The 20,004-nt window shown below is 61.8% G+C and carries 13 protein-coding genes; 3 read left to right on the top strand and 10 right to left on the bottom strand.

The genetic code is table 11. The features are described from left to right. Positions 1-8: 8 nt before the first annotated feature. From HNQ60_RS13430 to HNQ60_RS13415, 4 genes are all read right to left on the bottom strand, one after another. A complete protein-coding gene (locus HNQ60_RS13430; protein WP_184332578.1) occupies positions 9-2,726 on the bottom strand; it encodes a TonB-dependent receptor in 2,718 nt (905 codons plus the stop codon). Positions 2,727-2,887: 161 nt separating this feature from the next. Further along, entirely contained in the window at positions 2,888-4,027 is a 1,140-nt protein-coding gene (locus tag HNQ60_RS13425; protein ID WP_184332576.1) for an endo-1,4-beta-xylanase, read from the bottom strand. A 25-nt stretch (positions 4,028-4,052) separates the two neighbouring features. After that, positions 4,053-5,195, bottom strand: coding sequence for an aldose epimerase family protein (locus HNQ60_RS13420; protein WP_407676445.1), 1,143 nt, complete (start codon positions 5,193-5,195; stop codon positions 4,053-4,055). Between the two features lie 31 nt (positions 5,196-5,226). Beyond that, positions 5,227-7,026: an IlvD/Edd family dehydratase gene (locus tag HNQ60_RS13415; protein ID WP_184332572.1), complete on the bottom strand. Its 1,800-nt coding sequence runs from the start codon at positions 7,024-7,026 to the stop codon at positions 5,227-5,229. Between the two features lie 152 nt (positions 7,027-7,178). Between HNQ60_RS13415 and HNQ60_RS13410 the strand changes: the two genes are divergently transcribed. Both HNQ60_RS13410 and HNQ60_RS13405 read left to right on the top strand, forming a co-directional pair. Then, positions 7,179-8,138 carry a Gfo/Idh/MocA family protein gene (locus HNQ60_RS13410; RefSeq protein WP_184332570.1) on the top strand — a complete coding sequence of 320 codons (960 nt, stop codon included), beginning with the start codon at positions 7,179-7,181 and terminating at the stop codon, positions 8,136-8,138. A gap of 70 nt (positions 8,139-8,208) precedes the next feature. After that, positions 8,209-9,906: a phosphoethanolamine transferase gene (locus tag HNQ60_RS13405; RefSeq protein WP_184332568.1), complete on the top strand. Its 1,698-nt coding sequence runs from the start codon at positions 8,209-8,211 to the stop codon at positions 9,904-9,906. A gap of 111 nt (positions 9,907-10,017) precedes the next feature. Here the strand turns inward: HNQ60_RS13405 and HNQ60_RS13400 are convergent, their stop codons facing one another. The 6 genes from HNQ60_RS13400 to HNQ60_RS13375 form a co-directional block, all read right to left on the bottom strand. Beyond that, positions 10,018-10,212 carry a hypothetical protein gene (locus tag HNQ60_RS13400; protein ID WP_184332566.1) on the bottom strand — a complete coding sequence of 65 codons (195 nt, stop codon included), beginning with the start codon at positions 10,210-10,212 and terminating at the stop codon, positions 10,018-10,020. Positions 10,213-10,533: 321 nt separating this feature from the next. Continuing rightward, a complete protein-coding gene (locus tag HNQ60_RS13395; RefSeq protein WP_184332563.1) occupies positions 10,534-10,986 on the bottom strand; it encodes a CBS domain-containing protein in 453 nt (150 codons plus the stop codon). 115 nt (positions 10,987-11,101) lie between these two features. Beyond that, positions 11,102-13,306, bottom strand: coding sequence for a CHASE domain-containing protein (locus tag HNQ60_RS13390; RefSeq protein ID WP_184332562.1), 2,205 nt, complete (start codon positions 13,304-13,306; stop codon positions 11,102-11,104). A 114-nt stretch (positions 13,307-13,420) separates the two neighbouring features. Beyond that, complete coding sequence (locus HNQ60_RS13385) at positions 13,421-15,010, bottom strand: diguanylate cyclase domain-containing protein (protein WP_184332560.1); 1,590 nt, start codon at positions 15,008-15,010, stop codon at positions 13,421-13,423. 575 nt (positions 15,011-15,585) lie between these two features. Further along, complete coding sequence (locus tag HNQ60_RS13380; RefSeq protein WP_184332558.1) at positions 15,586-16,371, bottom strand: DUF1295 domain-containing protein; 786 nt, start codon at positions 16,369-16,371, stop codon at positions 15,586-15,588. Positions 16,372-16,444: 73 nt separating this feature from the next. Then, positions 16,445-18,904, bottom strand: coding sequence for a DUF6351 family protein (locus HNQ60_RS13375; RefSeq protein ID WP_184332556.1), 2,460 nt, complete (start codon positions 18,902-18,904; stop codon positions 16,445-16,447). 290 nt (positions 18,905-19,194) lie between these two features. Between HNQ60_RS13375 and HNQ60_RS13370 the strand changes: the two genes are divergently transcribed. Continuing rightward, positions 19,195-19,956, top strand: a complete 762-nt coding sequence (locus tag HNQ60_RS13370) for a beta/gamma crystallin-related protein (protein ID WP_184332555.1) — start codon at positions 19,195-19,197, stop codon at positions 19,954-19,956. Positions 19,957-20,004 lie beyond the last annotated feature (48 nt).

The following is a 20,004-nucleotide window of genomic DNA, read 5'->3' as shown; positions in this document are numbered from 1 at the left end:
GCCTCTACTTACAGCCTCACCCGGACACTCATGCCGTAGGTGCGATCATCGACACGAATATCGTGGGGGAACACTGTCGTATCGAAGTAGCTGTAGTAGTCCGAACCCGTGAGGTTCGTTCCTTCGAGGCTCACGGTGATGTGCTCGTTGAAGTCATAGCCCAATGACATATCCAGACGACCGTAAGCCTTCACCTTGTTGAAGGCCGGCGGACGCGTCGCCGGGTCACAGTACGCGGCCTCATCGCCCTGCGATCCGAGCAGGCAGCCGAACTGGGTTTCGTTGAACTTGTCGCGCCAGGTGTAAACCAGGCGGCTCGTGATGCCGTACTTCTCATAGAGCAGGCCGACGTTGTAGCTGTTCTTCGAAACTCCGAGCAGCGGATGACCGTCGAGCGGATCGCCTTGCGTCTTGATCTCGCTATCGGCGTACGTGTAGTTGGCGAAGGCGCCGAAGCCGTTCCAGCCCTCCGGCAGGAAGTCGAAGAATGCCTGCGCCGACAGTTCGATGCCCTGCAACGATGCCTCGCCGATATTGCGCGGCCGGGTGATGTTGTAGGTGATGCCATCGATGACTTCAGGACTGATGGACAGGGCCACGCGATCCTGGATTTCACGGTAGTACAGCGCCGCCGCAACGTAGCTGCTCTGCGCGAAGTAGTACTCGACTGTCGCGTCATACGCATCTGACTGCTGCGGCTTCAGATCCGGGTTGCCGCCCGAGCCGTTCGGCTGAATGTTGGCATTCGTCGGAACGTCGTAGAACAGACCCGGATTCAGGTCGGCGAATGCTGGCTGCGCCAGGGTCCGCGCCGCAGTGAAGCGCAGCTGCAACTCGGGCGACAGCTTCACGCGAGCGCTGATGTTCGGCAGAACATCGGTGTCGCTCGTTGTCGTCGTCTGCGGCGTCAACTGGCCGTTCACGCGGCCGGTGCCTGAAACCGTGCGATCGTTGCTCGTGAGGCGGGCGCCAATGAGGCCGTCGACCACCACGTCGCCGATCGTAGTTTCGTACTTCGCCTGCACGTAGCCGGCGAGAGTTTCTTCCGTCGCATCGAAGTTGCGCGACGGATCGAACGCCGGATCACCTGCCGGCGCGCCGTAGATCGCACGCAGCGTGTCCGTGTTGTTGCGGAGATAGTCCGCATCCGGCGTCATCCAGTGCGCACCGCCGTTGATGAACGGAATCGACGCGGGCGAACGGACGAGGAAGTTGGAAGGCAGCCCGACAGAATCGACCAGCGTCTGGCGGTTGCCGCCTGGCGCACCCGGACCACCAGGCGCGATAGCGCGGAAGTCGGCATCGCGATCACCGTAACGCGCGCCAAACTGCAGCTGCGAGATGAACCCATCCAGGTCGTAGCTGCCATCGATGGCAGTAGCGAACAGCGAGCTATCAGCCGTGTTGATGTCCTGGAACAGGCTATTGGCGAACAGGAACCCGTTCGCGTCGCCCAGCGGATTGCCAGGCATGTCCGTCGTGCCGTGCTTGTCATCGTTGATGACGATATTCACGACCGGGATCTGCTTGCCGATGTCGACGATGATGTTGCGGTTCGAGTTCTTCGACTCGACGTAGGACACATCCAGACCCAGCTTGAACGCGCCGGAACCGAACTTGACGCCTGTCGCGTACATGTACTGGTCCGTATCGCCCGTCTTCGCTTGAGTGCTGGTCAAGCCGGCGACGTTGTTGAACGTAGCACCGCTGCCGTAGCAGAGACTCTGGATCGGATCGGCCAGACCACCCAGAAAGCCCGCGCCATTGACGTGAGCCTGGAAGCAGTCCTCCGTCGCCGTTCCATTCGTGATGCTCTGCGCGCCGAAGATGTCGGAGAAGATGAAGTCCGTTTCGAACTCCGCCTCGTACCCTGCATAGAGTGCGTCCGCGTAGACTTCCCACTCATCGTTGAGCTTCCACTGGAACGCACCGTTCACCTGCGGACGCTGATACTCACCGTAGTCGTTCAAGCCGCCGACGCATGTCGGCAGCACGATGCCGGCTGCACCCGGAGGACCGTTCGTCGCGGAGCGCGGATCGCAGTTGAACGAGATCGGACGATTGAACTGCTGATCCGAGTAGGACGCATCGATGAGAAAGCCGATCTCACCGGCGTCCGTCAGCGCCCGGTTCGAAACGAGCGCGCCTACCGTGTAGTTGAAGTCTTCGACTTCTTCCGGGTAGATGCCGCGCGCATTCGCAACGGCCGTCAAGCCCGGCGCGAAGTTCAGCGGCTTGTGCAGGCGCAGGTCGATGACGCCGGCCACGCCGCCTTCGATCAGGTTGGCGGTATTCGACTTGTAGACGTTCGCGCGGGAAAGCGCTTCTGCCGGCAGATCCTGGAACGCAAAGCCGCGGCCGACGCCGGTGAACATCTCGCGTCCATCGACAGTCGTGAGAATGTCGCCGATACCGCGAATCAACGGATTCACGATCTCATTGTTGAAACCAGTGACTGTCTGAACGCCGGGCACGCGCTGCAGCGCCGCAGCGACGGTGTTGTCCGGGAACTTGCCGATGTCGTCAGCGACGATCGCGTCGACGACCTGATCGGCGTTCTGCTTGATCTCCGCCGCCGCTTCGAGACTGGCGCGCAGACCGACGACAACCACTTCTTCGAGTTCGCCGCTGCCGACGTTGGCCTCGCCCTGGGCCTGTGCGAACGCGAGCTGGGTGGACCCCAGCAGGATGGCGGCTGACGCCGACCTCAATAGCTGACTCTTCATTCTCATAACTCCCCCTGGTGACTGATTGCCGCGCTGCCGCGGGTTGTGAACATGCCCAAACACTGCGATGTGGTCCTACAAGTATTATTTGTCTGATAAATCGGGTCAATACAGCCGAATCCGGTCGCGCCACGCTTCCGTGACGCAACAGGAGGTCGCGATTACTCGGTTGGAACGACTCCCTTCGGAGCCGAAGTGAGGCGCTTGATCAGATCGGCCTCCGCCTTGCGATAAGGCGTCCCGTCCGCGCGCAGCACCTCATGGAACCAGATCGTCGGTTCATCGGCGGTGTAGGGCTTCTTCCATGAGTCCCACGGCAGACGCGTCTGACTCCTGCCGTCGACGAAGCCCCAGTTGATCATGGCAACGTTGTAGCGCTTGCCGAGCGGCAGCGATCCATCGAACGTGGAGCCATTGCCGCGCGCCATGTATTCGGTGCAGAGCAGCGGACGTCCATACACCTGCAACTGCTTCACGCGACGATCGAACGTCTCGGGCCAGTTGTAGTCGTGGAAGGAAATGACGTCGGACTGATCGATCTGGATGCGTTCGATCGGCGTCAGCTTCGCGTACGACCAATCATCGTGCTGCCACAGACCACTGGTGAGCGGCTGCACGGGATTCTGGCTGCGCGCCCAATCGAAGACCTGGCCCAGAAGCTGCTCGACGTACTTCTGTTTGCCGACGTGCTTCGGATAGTTGCCGCCACCGTCGTTGTCCGGCTCGTTCCACACATCCCAGGCGAGGATGCGCTCGTCCTTCGCGAAGCTTCCGACGACGTCCCGCACGTAGTCACGGAGCTTCGGATAGCCAGACGCATCTTCGAGCCGTGCGCGTCCCGGCGCCTGCACCCAGCCAGAGTTGTGCACACCTGGAATCGGCGGATGCTGCGGACCGAGTTTCGGCTCCGGATCCCAGCAGCTGTCGAACAGCACGAACATCGGCTTGATGCCGTGCTTCGCGGAGATCTCGAGGAACGTGTTCATCCGCTGCTTGAGGCCTTTCGCATCCTGCTCCCACAGCAGGTTGTGCAGATACACGCGCATCGTGTTCATGCCGAGCGCGTGTGCCCAGCCCAGTTCCTTGTCGATGCTCTTTGGATCGAACGTGTCGGCCTGCCACATCTCGAGCTGATTGATGGCGCTCGCGGGGTTGTAGTTGCTGCCCACGAGCCACGGCTGCTTCTCGTACCAGGCATTGGCCTTCTCCGCCGACCAGCGCTCCGCCGCGGAAACTGGCGCTGCCAGCAACAGCGCGGCCTGAGCCACCGCGGCAATCAGGATAGAAGTGAAACGAAACATCGAAATCTCCTTGCGAAGGAAACCGTCAGCGACGCGGCTGCGCGGTGAACAACCGATAGGCCATGACGTTGCGATAGGTCTGTCCTGGTTCGAGCCGCGCCGAGCCCAGCTTCGGCTGATTCGGCGTATCCGGGAAAATCTGCGGCTCGAGCACGATTGCATCGCCTTGCCGATAGGCGCGCTGCGACTTGCCCACCACGCTCGCGTCGAGAAAGTTGCCCGAATAGAACTGCAGCCCGGGCTGGTTCGACCACAGCTCGAATCCGCGACCGGAGCTTGGTTCTTCGACGCGCGCCAGCAGACGCGGCTCACGTGCAACGTCGCGCGCGATGACGAAGTTGTGGTCGTAACCGCGCCCCATCATGATCTGCGGATCGCTGTCGCGCACACGCGCACCAACTTCAGTCGGCTTGCGGAAGTCGAACACAGTGCCTGCGACCGACCGGAACTCACCGGTTGGAATCAGGCCCGCATCGACAGGCGTGTAGCTTTCGGCAGGAATCGTGAGGACGTGGCCCATCGCGCCACCCGGTGCGCCCTCGCCCGCCAGATTCCAGTATGCGTGGTTCGTGATGTTCACGATCGTGGCGCGATCGGTGGTTGCGCTGTACTCGATGGACAGTTCGCTGCCCGTCAGAGCATACGTCGCGAGGACCGTCAGAGTTCCCGGATACCCCTGATCGCCGTCGGGACTCACATATCGAAGTGTGACGCTTGCGGTCTTGCCCTTGCGCACTTCGACGATATCCCACAGCACCTTGTCGAAACCCCGGTCGCCGCCGTGCAGCGAGTGACCGTTGTTGTTGCGCGGGGTCTGATAGTCCTTGCCGTCGAGCTTGAACCGACCGTTGGCAATTCGATTCGCGAATCGCCCGACGGTCGAGCCGAAGTACTCGGGCTTGGTCAGATAGCCATCGAGCGACTTGTACCCGAGCATCACATCGGCGCGATTGCCGTTTCGATCCGGCAGAACCAGTGCCTGCAGCGTTGCGCCGTAGTTGATCACCGTCGCTGAAATACCCTTGTCGCCTTCGAGCGTTACAGCCTCGACGGCGCGGCCGTCCGGCAACTTGCCGAAGTTCGCGCGACTTGCGTTGCCGGCGACCGCTGCGCTCTGAAGACAGACGCTCAACAGCGCCAGCCCCACGAAAATCCCCCGGATACTCATCATCTGCTTGCCCCCTGACCTCGAACTCACATCAATGACTGTCTCTGGGCAGCCCCGCCGTCTGCGCGATGCGCTGATATTTCACGGCGGGCTCCAGTACCGCTCCGCTGTCGAACTGGCCCGTGAGATCGCGATGAATCTCCTGCCAGGGTGTTTGCGCAGCGGGATATGCGAAACCGCCGTTGCGCGCGAGCTCATCGCGACGCTGTGCGATCTCTTCGTCTGATGCGAGCAGTCGCACTTCTCGGCGCCTCAGGTCCACTCGAACGCGATCGCCGGTCCGAAGCACTGCAAGTCCGCCACCCACCGCCGCCTCCGGTGCAGCGTTGAGGATCGATGGCGATCCGGAAGTACCGGACTGCCGGCCATCACCGATGCACGGCAACGCATCGATGCCTGCGCGGATCAGAGCCGCGGGCGGCCGCATGTTCACGACCTCAGCGCCACCGGGATAGCCGATCGGGCCCGTACCGCGAATGACGAGCAACGTGCGGTCGTCGATGCCAAGCGACGGATCGTCGATTCTGGAGTGATAGTCCTCTGGTCCATCGAAAACGACGACGCGTCCTTCGAAAGCTTCCGGATCGGCGGGATCGCTCAAATAGCGAGCGCGGAAATCCTCCGAGATGACGCTCGTCTTCATCACCGCGGAATCGAAGAGATTGCCTCGCAGCACCGTCAGTCCGGCGGCGCGACGCAGCGGATCGTCGAATCGACGAATCACTGCCTCGTTGGCCGAGCCCGCATCCGCGCAGTTCTCGCCGATCGTCTTGCCGTTCACCGTGAGTGCGTTGCGTTCGATGAGTCCTTTGCGCAGTAATTCGCCCACGACCGCAGGGACACCACCGGCCTGATAGAAGTCCTCGCCGAGGTATTCACCGGCAGGCTGAAGATTCACCAGCAAGGGAACATCACGGCCATACGTTTCCCAGTCCTCGAGCTCCAGCTTCACGCCGATGTGCCGGGCGATGGCATTCAAGTGAATCGGTGCGTTGGTCGAACCGCCAATCGCCGAGTTCACGCGAATTGCATTGATGAATGCTTCGCGCGTGAGAATGTCGGACGGCTTTCGATCGGCCTGCACGAGTTCCACGATCTGCTGACCCGTACGCCACGCGCACTCCTGCCGATCGCGATATGGCGCGGGAATGGCCGCCGATCCGGGCAGCGACATGCCGAGCGCTTCGGTCAGCGAATTCATCGTCGTCGCAGTACCCATCGTGTTGCAGAAACCGGTCGACGGCGCCGATGAAGCCACCAGTTCGACGAAGCCGCGATAGTCGATCTCGCCTGCAGCCAGCATCTGCCGTGCTTTCCAGACGATCGTGCCCGAGCCGACGCGCTCGCCCTTGTGCCAGCCGTTGAGCATCGGCCCGACCGACAACGCGATCGCAGGAATGTTGACGGTCGCCGCGGCCATGAGGCATGCGGGAGTCGTCTTGTCACATCCGATCGTGAGCACGACGCCATCGATGGGATAGCCGAACAGCAATTCAGTGAGACTGAGATACGCGAGATTGCGATCGAGGCCCGCCGTCGGCCGCTTGCCCGTTTCCTGGATGGGATGAATCGGGAACTCGATCGGGATGCCGCCGGCATCGCGGATCCCTTCTTTCACCCGCTGCGCGAGCACGAGGTGATGGCGGTTGCACGGAGCCAGGTCGCTGCCTGTCTGCGCGATGCCGATGATCGGGCGATCGCTCTGCAACTCGGCCAGCGACAGGCCGTAGTTGAGATATCGCTCGATATACAGCGCGGTCATATCCGGATTCCCCGGGTTGTCGAACCACGCTCGCGATCGCAAACCCCTGCTCGTCTTGCTGGCCGTCATTCTTGCTCCGCGGCGTCCTCTTCAGACGCCTTGCCGCTCGCATCTTCTGCCCGGCCGTGTTGCTCGTGACCGAGTTCCAGTCTATAAAGACTATATATCATATAAATCATCTGTAAATAGTGTAAGGGCTTTCAGCAGGGGCGACGACATTGATGGCACCAGCACGAAATCACGGCGTACAAGGCAGGCAGCCGACACGTATCGCATTGATTGGCGTCGGAAAGATCGCCCGGGATCAGCACGCGCCGGCTCTGCGCAAAGACGAGAGATTCCAGATCGCCGCGACCGTGAGCCACGAAGGCTCGCTGCCGGGCATTCCCGGATTCCGGGATCTCGACTCGCTGTTGCGCGCGCCGATCGAAGTCGATGCCGTTTCGATCTGTACGCCTCCCCTGCACCGCTGCTCGATCGCCACCGATGCATTGCGGGCGGGTCTCCATGTGATGCTGGAAAAACCTCCGGGCATCGCGCCTGGAGATGTAGAGAAGCTGGCACGAGCCGCCCACGTCGCTCGTCGCGCGCTCTTCACTAGTTGGCACTCGCGTGAAGCAGCATGTGTCGAGGTTGCGCGCGAATGGCTTGGGCGACGACAGATCCGATCGGTGCGCACGACGTGGAAGGAAGACATTCGCGTCTGGCATCCGGGGCAACACTGGATTCTGGAATCCGAAGGTTTCGGCGTCTTCGATCCCGGCATCAACGCACTGTCGATTCTCACGCACATCCTTCCAAAGCCCTTCACGATGCGCGATGCGACGCTGAGCTTTCCTTCGAATCGTGCCGCCCCTATCGCCGCGGAACTGAACCTGGTGTACGCCGGCTCCGTGCCGGCGCCCGCGACCTTCGACTTTCTCTACACGGGAGAGCCGCAGTGGGATATCGAAGTCGCGACTGATGCGGGAACGCTGACGTTGCGCGAAGGCGGACGATTGCTCGAGATCGATGGCACTCCGCAACAGGTCGGCGACAACCAGGAGTACCCACGTCTCTATTCCCGGTTCGCCGAACTGATCTCGTCGAATGAGTGCGATGTGGATCTCGCGCCCCTACACCTCGTTTTCGAGGCACTTGCGTTGGGGCGACGGACGGATACGGCGGCCTTCGAGTTCTGACCGTCCCTGCCGCGATTGACTCTGAGGAGTCGCATCGTCTTACGAGCGACACCAGAGATATCGCCGTTGCATGAGTACACCCGCCTATGCAGGTTCCAGTGCCTCCGCGTTGAATCCGCTGCGCCGGCAGCGGCGCGGCACTATTGAACTGCCTTCCGCCGTCCTTTTCGCGTTCATCGTTTCCCTCACGTGGCTGTTCTTCTACAACGTAAGGTTCTGGGAAGACTCGCTGCAGGCGATGTGGCACGGCACGGCCGCGTCCGTTGGCTTCATGGCAAGCCTCTTTGTGCTCGTGCTGTGCGTGCAGGCACTTCTGTTGCTGCTGTTGCCTCGACGACTGATGGTTCCCGCAACTTCCGTCCTCTTCCTCGTCGCCGCGTTCAGCTCATTCTTCTCGCTGCATTACGGCGTTGTCATGAACAAGGACATGATGCGCAACGTTCTGCAGACGGACATTGCCGAAGCGGAGGGCCTGCTCAGCCTCCAGCTGACTCATTGGGTGATGCTGCTGGGGGTCCTGCCAGCAATCCTCATCTGGAAAATCCGACTGCCCGTTCTTTCCTGGAAGCAGGCGATGCGGCAGCGGACGTTCGCGATCTCGGCAATTGTCGCGACCAGTGTTGCTGCTCTCTTCGCGACCTCATCGAGCTATGCGGTCTACTTTCGGGAGCACAAGCCGATTCGGTTCACGCTTGCGCCGGTTGCTCCGATCTCCGCGGCACTGCAACTCGTCACCGCCGAGTACAAGACACCGCAGGGCCCCGCCATCAATGTAAGCGGTGCTGTGCGGCGCATCGCCGCGCCACGCGCCCGGCCGCTGGCATTGCTGATCGTCGTCGGCGAAACCGCGCGAGCGGAGAACTTCCAGCTCGGCGGCTACGATCGACCTACGAATCCGCGGCTGTCACAACTGTCCGGCGTCACCTACTTCGACGATGTCACCTCATGCGGTACAGCGACAGCGGTCTCCGTCCCGTGCCTGTTCTCTCATCTGCCGCGCGCCGAATTCAGCGTCGATGACGCCCCTCGCTACATGAACCTGCTCGATGTGCTGGCCGATGCCGGCTTCGATGTCGAATGGCGCGACAACAACGCTGGATGCAAGGGCGTCTGCGCCAGAGCCACTCAAGTGTCTTATGCAGAGAGAAAGGACCCTTCCCTCTGCAGCGAAGACTACTGTCATGACGAAATTCTTCTCGAGGGGCTGGAGGAAAGGTTACGCAATCTCCCGCGCGACACGGTCTTCGTCCTGCATATGATCGGCAGCCATGGACCTGCCTATGCTTCGCGCTACCCGAAGCGCTTCGAGCAGTTCACGCCCGTCTGCCAGTCCAGCCAGTTGCAACGGTGCAGCACGCAGGAGATCGTCAACGCGTACGACAATTCCATTCTCTATACGGATTTCGTTCTCTCGCAGGCGATCGCGAAACTCAGCAACGCTGCCGGGCACGTCGATGGCGCCCTGCTCTACGTTTCCGATCACGGTGAATCCCTCGGCGAGCAGGGGATCTATCTTCATGGGATGCCGTATCGATTCGCACCCGATGTTCAGAAGCACGTACCGATGCTCTTCTGGACCTCTCCCGAGTACGCACGCGAACGCCGCCTCGATCGTGATTGTCTCAGCTCGTTGGCCAGGCAACCCGCATCTCACGACAACGTGTATCACACGATCCTCGGCGCGGCCGAGGTCCGCAACGACAGCTACGATGCAACTCTCGATCTCTTCAGTCGATGCTCTGCTGCGTTGCCCGCCGATCACGAATAGAGATTCGAAATTTGCGGAAGCGCGTTCCCAACGCCTTGCTCTCTTCGAGTAATGATCGGGGCTCTGTGACTGGCCGAGAGGGGCAGCACCACATGCGTTCGCGTCGTTGACTCAATCCTTGCGCGCGATGCGCCGGAACAGGCGAATCAGCGAACGCGGCCGAGGCTCGCGTATCACCGGCGGCGCAGCCGGACGGGCAGTCCGCTCGCGCCATTCGAAGTAGGAAGGGCTGGAGGAGATCTCTTCCTCTTCGTCGATCAACGACAGCCGCTTTGTCAGTGAATTGCTACGAATTATCTTCTGCATGGGCGTATGAGGTGAGCGGCTGATCCGATCATTATCGAAATCGACTGGACCTCACATACATAGGACATGCGCTGAATCGCTTCTACGACCGCGCATTCCCAGCCGCGTCGTGTAGGCAATTGAACTTCTTTCTTCTCACCATCACATGAGGAGGGTCCGATGAGTCCGTACGTTCTCGCGCTCGACATCGCCGGCGCTCCGCACCGGTGGATCAACACGCGCTGCCGCTCTACTACGCAACCGACATGATTGCCTGGCTACCGGCACGATGAGTTCGTGCTCCGCGGTGGTAGCCGCCTCCAGCGTCAACCCTCATCCGCGTCAACTCAGGCGCGCACGCCACTCATGCTTCTGCTCGCTCTTGATCGAGCCGGCGATGTCGCACATGAGCCCGGTGATGATGTCGATCGCGTCGTCGATGGCGATCACCCCGATGAGCGCACCCCGTCCGTCCACGACCGGCACGCGACGCACTCCCGTCAGACGCATTCCCTGCAACATGTCCCCGAGATCGTCGCCGTCGTTGGCAATCAGCGGTTGGCGCGTCATCACATCCCCCACCGTCACCGCATCGGGGTTCACATCGCGAGCCATGACGGCGAGAACGAGATCGCGATCCGTCAGCACGCCGACGGGTTTCTGCAGTTCGTCCGCGTCCTGATGAACGATCAGGAAGCCGACGTGCTCACGCCGCATCAATCGGGCAGCCTCGCCCGCACTGGCATTCGACGCAATCGCGACGACTGCCCGCTTGCAGCATTCACCTACCTTCATGACAACCTCCCGCCGGGTTGGCGCGACTCCTGTCGCAGCGAAGTGTTCACCGTCCGCGCGGCGTTGACCATGCGGAAATGGCCTTAGTCGCTACGTCCGCAGCCGCACCTGCTTTTCAGCACAGGGGAAGTGCAAAGAAAAATGTCGCGCCGCGATCCTGCTCGGCTTCGGCCCAGATACGCCCGCCGTGTTTTTCGATGACGGACTTCACGATCGTCAGGCCGAGTCCTGTCCCCTCGAACTCCCGATCCGAATGCAGTCGCTGGAATGCGCCGAACAATCGGTCGGCATAGGCATTGTTGAATCCGACGCCGTTGTCGCGGATGTGGCAGACGCGCTCCCGGCCGTGTTGCTCGGCCCCAATCCACAGAATCGGCTGTTCCTTGTGCTGCGAGAACTTGATGGCGTTGGCGATCAGGTTACGCAGCGCAACGGACAACAATCCCGGATCCGCCCTCACACATCCCAGTTCGTCGCGCGCGACACGAATCGACGCATGCGGCGGCGGATTCAACTCCTCGAGCACACGATCCACCAGACTCCCCAGATGCACGTCCTGCGTCTGCATCCCTCGCTGAGCGATTGACGCCAGGCGGAGCAGACTGTCGATGATGTTCTCCATGCGGCGCGTCGTGTGCGCGATGGCATCCAGATCGCGTTGCACCTCAGGTGAAGGCGTCGGCCCGATATCCTCCGCGAGCAGCGCGCTGTATCCATTGATGGTGCGAAGCGGCGCCCGCAGATCGTGCGACACGCTGCGCGTGAAGGCCTCCAGGTCCCGATAAGCCGACTGCAGTTGCCGATTCGCGGTCTCGAGCTCTACGGTGCGCTCACCGACACGCTGCTCCAGCGTTGCGTTCAACTTGCGGACCTCCGCCTCCTGCTGCCGACGGACAGTAATGTCACGCAACGATGCAAAGAAGACGTTCTCGCCTCTTCGCAGCACCGACGCGATCGAGATGGCGACTGTGATCTCCGTGCCGTCCTTGCGCACCGCCGGCATGTCGACACGTTTGCCGAGGAGATTGTGCTCGCGTGATCGGAAATTCCTGATCGCGTTCACGTGCCCCTGCTTGAACCGCTCCGGCACGATCAGGTCGACCAGCAAGCGGCCCGCCGCCTCCTCCCGCGTCCAGCCAAAGACCTGGACAGCCTGCTTGTTCCATTCGAGCACTTCGTCGCGCTCGTTGATGACGATGAATACTTCGAGCGAGTTATCGAGCATGGTTGCAGCGTCATGCTCCTGCTCGATCCTCCTTTCCTCCGCAACGAGACGCTCGCCGAGACGCTGGCGGCTCAGCGCCATCGCCACCATCAGTCCCGTGCAAAGCAGCGTCGTAATCGCGCCGATGAGCAGCACAAGCCATTGCGACAGCCTTTCGCTTTGTTTCATGAGCTCCGGCGTTGCCGTCACGCGCAGGGTCCATTCATGGCCGCCGACCCACAGCGAGCGAACGAGAGCTGCGGCGTTCTTGCCGGTGGACTCAGCCTGGTCGTAAAGCATGCGGCCGCCGGACTTGCTGTCCATGACTTCGATGCTGACGCCTCGCGCCTCGGGCAGCACGGCCGTCTCGAGGAAATCCCTCGCCCGGAATGGGCTGTAGACATAGCCGAGGAATGCCGCTCGACGATCCTGAATCGTGCCGAGGAACGAGCCTTCCCGGTAAACAGGCACGTACAGCAGGAAGCCCGGCTGCTTATCGATCTCCGTCTCCTGTACGAGCGTGACCGGACCCGTGAGTGCCGCAGCTCCGGAATCGCGAGCGCGCTCCATGGCCTCGCGACGTACGGCCTCGCCAGCCATGTCGAATCCCAGTGCTCGCCGGTTGCGTACGGTCTGAGGCTCGAGGAACAGGATTGCGGTTTGTTCGTGTTGCGCGCCTGGAGTTTCCTTCCAGTTGTCCTCTTCGAGAGCCCTTCGCTGGCCCGGCGCCAACCGGTCGACCACGGCGGAAAAACCGAAGCCTTCCACACCCGAAGGAATGGAGGACCGCTGCAGCGGATCCATGAACTGCTTCCACTGCTGCGGCGTCGTGGGCCAGGTCGTATCGATGAAGCCCGCCCCCGCCCAGAGCACGGCTTCGCAAGCAAGCAGACGCTGCAGGATGGCTTTCTCGACCCGGGTGGCACGCTCGCTCAGGGTGCGCTCGGCAAGTGCGACTGTGCTCTCTCCGGCGGACCGCATGACCCAGAGCGTCAGCGCCGCGCACAGGAGGAAGACGACCAGCGGCGCGATTGCCGTCACCGGCCACGAGCGCTGGCTGCGATGGGGATGGAGCGTACCTTCGCGCCCCCACGCGGTGGAATTTTCAGCGAACACTGGCGAGCCGGTATCTTGTTGTTCGCGACAGCCTAGCTCTCGCAATGCGAGGGGGAATCAGAACTTGTACGGTTCGCGCTTAACGCGACAGCGTTGCGCTAAGCGCTGCGAGCGCTAAGCCCGCGGCTCTTCCGAACCGAGGCCGCTGACCCTTCCGCGCCCCGATTTCTTCGCCCGATACAGCATGTCGTCGGCCCGCTCGATCATGGACCGCCAGTCGATATCGGCGCTCGTACCGAACGACACACCGACGCTCGCGCTGACGACCACACTCTGCTCGCCTATCGGAATGGGCCGCTCGGCCGCGGCAATCACGTCGCTGGCGATCGTGTGCGCATCGGCTTCCGAACGCAGGCCGCTCAGCGCGATCGCGAATTCATCGCCGCCGAGCCGTGCAACCGCGTCCGAGGGCCGCACCATTCCCTGAATGCGATCAGCAAAGACCCGCAGCACTTCATCGCCGGCGGCATGACCGTGGACATCGTTGACCGGCTTGAAGTGATCGAGATCGACGTACATGAGCGTGAGCCCCGTCACCCCTTCGCCACCGCGGCTGTCGAGATAGCCTTCGAACCCGCTGCGATTGAGCAGCCCGGTCAATGCGTCGCGCTGGCTCAGGTTCTGCAGCCGGCTTCGCTCCTGGCGATGCTCGGTCACGTCGTGGCCGATGGCCACGACCCCGCCGATCTCTCCGCCCTCGAGCACGAGCGGACTGTACGTCACCGAGAGGTGCTTGATGTTGGCGTCGGGATAGTCCTTCTCGAACGTGACCGTTTCACCCTTGAGTGCCCGCTGCATCCAGGGCGCACTGCGCTCGTGCTCCTCTTCGCCCGACAGTTCGCGAATGGACTTGCCGATGATGTGCATGCGAGTCCGTCCGCGCCAGCGCTCGAAAGACTTGTTCACGAGCCGATAGCGGCCGTCGACGTCGACGATCGCTACGATGGCGGGAATCTCATCGATCACGAGATTGAGAATCGACGTCTGCGTTCGCAGAGCCTTCTCGGAACGCTTTCCGGAGGTATACATCGTCCGCAATTGCATCGCCGCGAAGCCGATGGAGAGAATCAGCGCGATCGTCGTCACCAGCGCCCAGCGGGCAATCGCCGTGCTTCCGCTGAGCACGCGTCTGTCCGCAGCCTCGCGTCGTACGCGCAGCTCCTCGATCGCCGCCACGATGGTCGCCCTGGCCTCCTCCATCAGGCGCTGACCTTCATCGGTCTGCACGAGACTCAACGCGTCGCCGCGATGACCTTCGTCGTACATGCGAATCGTTTTCGCCAGCTCCGTGAGCTTGCGATCGACCAGTCGCTCGATGTCTCGCAGCTGCTCGGAAAGATGGACGTCGTGCACCGCGGCCAGTCGCGTTGCGCTGAGCGCAGCGGGGAAGCTGACCACCGCATGCTCGTAGGGTTCGAGGTAACGACGCTTCTGCGTGAGCATGTAGCCGCGCTGTCCCGTCTCCGCATCGACCAGCAGCACCATCATGGCCTGCAGTTCGCGGATCCGGGCACCGGTCTCGACACGCTCGGCAATGGAAACCCGGGCCGCGTCGAGCTGATGAGCCAGTGCGACGACGCCCGCTATTAGCGACACGAGACCGCAAACGAGGAAGATGGCCGTCACGCTCAACCAGCGACGACGGCGCACTCGTTTGTGAAATCCCGTTTCCAGGGGACTCTGATGAACGTAGTCCTTCAGCATCGACCGAATGCCTTGTGGCTGAGCACCTTATGGCTGGCGCACCGGCCGCGATGATCGCCATCCGCGCCGAACTGGCAAGCCTTCCGCTTCACAGTGCCAATAAATTGGCGTTTGTCGCCCGGGTCTGTAAGGGTTTGCCTCATGCGCTGGCCAACTCCCCCTACATATATATGTGCGGCTCCAGACCTGTTGCGGCGAACAACTGAACCCTATCAGCAGCATCGGACGAAGTCCCGAGAGATCTCATTCATCCGTGTAGCGCTTTGCCTTACGCCGCCGATCTCATGTCCTGACTCGCTCTCGTCACGATCGCGGGGTAAGGTGCCGGCCACCGATTACGAAGGGAATTCTCATGCAGCAAGACCGGCTCGAAGCGGATGAACTCCATCTCGGACATGAAGCCGCTAGGGAGCGCGTTCGCATGTGGACCCAGCGTGCCACCGCTGCCGAACAGGAAGGACGGGCAGCGGATGCCGCTCGCTGCAAAGACAAGGCGCGCGACTGGACATCCAAAGTGTTGCATATCGAGCGCCGGCAACGCTCCCGCTGACATCACCGATCCAATCAAGCTCCTCTCAGGCCGAGCGCGGCGGTCCCGGGATGAAGGCATTGGTCTGCTTCACGTACTGCGCGTACGCTGGTCGCCGCGTGCCGATGTCGCGCTCCAGCAGCGCCACGCCGGATACTTTCAGCAGCAGCACCGTCATCAATAGTGGACTCACGATGGTCCACCATCCGCCCGCTGCAAGGGCGAGCAACCACAGACCCCACCAGGCGCACGTCTCACCGAAGTAGTTCGGGTGACGCGAGTAGCGCCACAATCCCCGATCCATCACTTGCCCTTCGCTCTCTCGCCGCGCTTTGAATCGAGCCATCTGCCAATCGGCAATCGCCTCGAAAAGAATACCGAAGACCGCCAGCGCTGCTCCCAGCCAATCCAGAGCCGAGAGTTCCGCGGGCTCGGCACCGACCGCCATCATCGGCCACGCGACGATCCACGCGAGCACACCCTGCAACAGGAACACGATGAAGAGGCTCTTCAAGCCGAAATGCGGCTGATTGCGCGCACGGATTTTCTGGTAGCGACGATCTTCTGGCTCGCCCCAGTTGCGCGCAGTGATATAGACGCACAGGCGCAATGCCCATACCGATAGCAGAGCCAGCATCAACCAGCCACGTTGGCCCGGGTCATCGGCCGCATGGAAGTAGACAGCTCCGGCCGTCCAGATCAGCACGGACCAGACGCTGTCCACAATACTTGCGTCACGCTTCACGAGGCTGACGAGCCACGTCACGACTGCGATAGCGGCAATTCCTGCAAGCGCTGTGGTCGAGGCGGCGCCGTCGAACGCGAGTGTCATGTCGTCTCCCCTTCGACTGAAGTGCGCTTCGTCGGGCAACCGACGAAGCGCGTTCTCCATGAATCAGCTGGCATCAGTGCGATCGCCGCGGCCGAGCCTGATCGGGACGGCTGTAGTCGCAGACACCTTCGGGGAAGATCTTCTTCAGGCTCTCGATCTGCTCAGCAGTGGGCGAAGCCGGCACGTAGGTGCCGTCGGCCACCGCCCGATCGACCGACTTGCGTGCGCACTTGTAGATACCGCCTTCGATCGGTGCTCCCGCCACGATGCGCGAGGTCGAGTAGATCGGGAAGCGTTGCGTGCACGGACCCACCGGCTTGTCGTCGAGAATACCGTTCCAGGCGTCGCGTCCCGCATAGATCAACTGTCCGCTCACATCGAAGCAGCTGTCGACAGCACGCGCCGGACGGTTGCCGCGAATTCCCTTGTGCGGGTTTCGCTGAATGTTGCGGACCCACTCATCCATCACGGCGATGGCGTCCATCGACTGGCTTGCCTTCGGCACGCCCGGCATCGTATCGGTGAACCAGATCACGAGCATGTCGGAGTTGCCCATCTTCTCGATCACACGTTTGCGCACGGCGAAGCTCTGATGCACGTTGTGCATGTCGAGCTCACGCTCCATGTACTGCCGATGGTCGATGGTCGGCCGTTCGAGCTCGCCGCTGAACACCATTCCGGACGTGTATGCGGCGCGCATCGCACTGAAGTCGCCACTGGTACGCGGCGCAGGTTCTGTTGGGCTCGGGCTCACGTTCATGTTGCGGCGGCTCCACGGATCGAAGTAGCCGGGAACACTCAGTGCCTTGGCGATCTCGGCATTCGATGTCCCGAAGAACGGGAAGCCTTCCTGCACCATCTCGCTCGGCTGCTTCCAGCCGCCAATGTTCCAGTTCAGGTGCAGGAATTCCTCGAACGTGATGTTGCCGTCATGCAGCGCCTGCAGGCCATACTGCACGCCGACGTTGTCCCACGTCGGGCGCGCCGCACCCGTCGAGTCGACACCATAGATGTTTCGCAGATCGTCCCAGTGCGTCCAGCGAATGGCAGCGATCGCCGATTGCGGTTCGTAGTTCTGCTGGTTCGCTGCCTGGCCGTACCACGGATTCATTGCAAGCGGCGACAGTCCGCGCCATGCGGGTATGCACTCCGTAGACCCGACTGCGGTTCCATAACCGAGTGCGGTCTTGAGCGGCGCCAGAGGATCGTTGACCTTGTCGAATCCTTCCTCCGCGTTGAAACCCACGAGCCAGCTGCGATTCTTGGTCACGCGCCATTTCGCATTGTTGCGATCAGTCGCGTCCATGTAGTACTCGAGCAGTTCGCAATCGCCGACGTGGATCGTCTGCGTAACCATGTCGGGATACGACTGCACCGGCAGCAGCGCGTCGAGGATGCCCGGCTGATTCTGGCCGAGGATGTACTGCTGAATTGCGCCGCCTGAACCGCCGAGACCCACGGTGTAGGACGGAACGCCATAGCGTTCGATGAAGCGCTCCTTCGTCATCATCGCCGTCTCGCCCGCTACCTGCAGGTTGTAGTGCGTACCGGTGTTGTTGCCGCTCGAATGAACGATCGCGTAGCCGAGGCGCAGAATGTCGGGGTTGAGCGAACCGCTGTGCACCGTGCCCTGCGAGTGACCGATCGCGACGCCGCCCTGGAACCAGTAGAGCAGCTTGCGATTCCAGCGGCTGAGATCGGGTTTCGCCGGATTCTCACCCGCGGGTGCGAGCATCGCGAAGCTGTAGAGGAAGCGATTGATCGATCCCACTTCGCGCCGGACGATGAAGTCGACGACGCTGCCGTCGGCCAACGTCACGTTCGACATATCGGCGGGACGCGTGCCGTTCGTCGGCAACGCAGCCCATGCATTGCCGGTGGTGCGATAGAGATAGGTGACGAAGGTCTCGATCGAACAATCCTGGCTGTAACCGACGATGTTGCCAGCTGTATCGAAGACCCGCGTACCCGGAGGTGTCGCGCTCTCAACGATCGGCTGACGACCGACCGCGCTTTGCGTCGTCGTGCACACAAACGGGTGCTGCTGCGGACCCGAGAACATCGGGCCGGTGATCGGATAGTTGGTCAGCTTGATCGCATCACGCTCCCAGCGGCCCTTCGCGTACACCTCGAGCCAGTTTTCGCCGTCTCGCAATCCGCTGACGATGCCTTCCAGACGATGGCCGCTCGAATGCAGCACCGGCTTGATCTGCTGGCCGTTGAGATAGAGCTGAATCTTGTTGTGCAGGCCGGGCGCCGCGGTCACCTGGATCCGCGCATCGCCGCCGGACACATAACGCGCCGGGCTCGAGAGGACCCGCAGCTCGACGTCTTTGCCCCGATCATGCCCCTTGCCGCGATCGTCCCGGTCGTGATGACCATGATTCGATCCGCCCCCGTTCGATCCTGCATGGGAATCGCCGACGCCGGTCACGGCCAGCGCAACAATTGCGACCCCCGATGCCAGCCACGCGCGCAGTGATTGATGCGGATTGCTACAGGCGCGGGCGGTCCGCGCTCGATTCTTCTTCATCTTCCGGCCCCCTTCTGGTGTGTCCTGCAGCCATGGACTGCAGGCGTGCGAAGATCACGTGCGCTCTGCACCCATGAGCATGAGCCGGCGCACTTGCACCTATCCATACTCCGCCGTCGGCGACTTTGCAATCGCGCACGACCACAACGCTTTGTATACGAGCCCGCGGTCCGCGCAGTCAGGTGCCAGTCAGATTGCTCTGGCATGCTCTCACCCGAGGATGTGGAACCCGGAGGACTCAAGTGCCGTATCGCCCAGCGCAGAAAGTGATCCCATTCGCCGGATTGGTCATGCTCCTTGCGAGCACCGCATCTTTCGCCGAAATCTCCCTGTTCCAGGACAACAACTTTCAGGGCAAGGAGTTCAGGACTCGCGACGAGGTGCAGAACCTGAAGGGCGTCGGTCTCAACGACCAGGCCTCGTCGGTCATCATCGATCGCGGCCGCTGGCTCGTCTGCACCGATGCCGACTTTGGCGGCCGCTGCATCACGCTGGATGCCGGTCGCTACGGGTCGCTCGGCGCCATGGGACTGAACGATCAGATCTCCTCGATCCGTCCCGACAGCGGGCGCGATAACGGCCGCGATGCGGTGCTCCTGTTTCAGGACGATGGATTCAAAGGTGAATCGCTGCCGATCAGCATCAACGAGTCGGATCTCAAAAGCCGCGGATTCAATGACCGCGCATCGTCCGTCGTCATCAGCTATGGCCGGTGGGAAATCTGTTCCGATTCCGACTTTCGCGGTCGCTGCGAAACGCTCGACCCCGGTCGCTACTCATCCCTGCGCGCGATCGGACTCAACGACGCGGTGTCTTCGGTGCGGCGCGTCGGGCGCGACTCCGGAGGCTGGAGCGGCTCAAATCCGGGTAGCGGCCAGCCGCGGGTCGTCATGGGTCGCAACGGCGTGGGCGAAGTGATCTTCAGCGAGAATCGCTGCGTCGTGTACTACAAGGATGGACGACGCACGAGCAACGCGTCGAGCTGCAGCGGCTCACAGATCGATCGTGCCGACAATGCAATGGAACGCTATCGTCGCGAACGTGGGCTATAGCGTCGCGAGCCATCACCATTGTCGCGCCGGCCTTCGCGAAAGATCACG

This window comes from Povalibacter uvarum, assembly GCF_014202975.1.
Taxonomy (GTDB): Bacteria; Pseudomonadota; Gammaproteobacteria; order Steroidobacterales; family Steroidobacteraceae; genus Steroidobacter; species Steroidobacter uvarum.
Note: the sequence above shows the minus strand (reverse complement) of the source record. Positions and strands in the feature narration are given on the sequence as shown.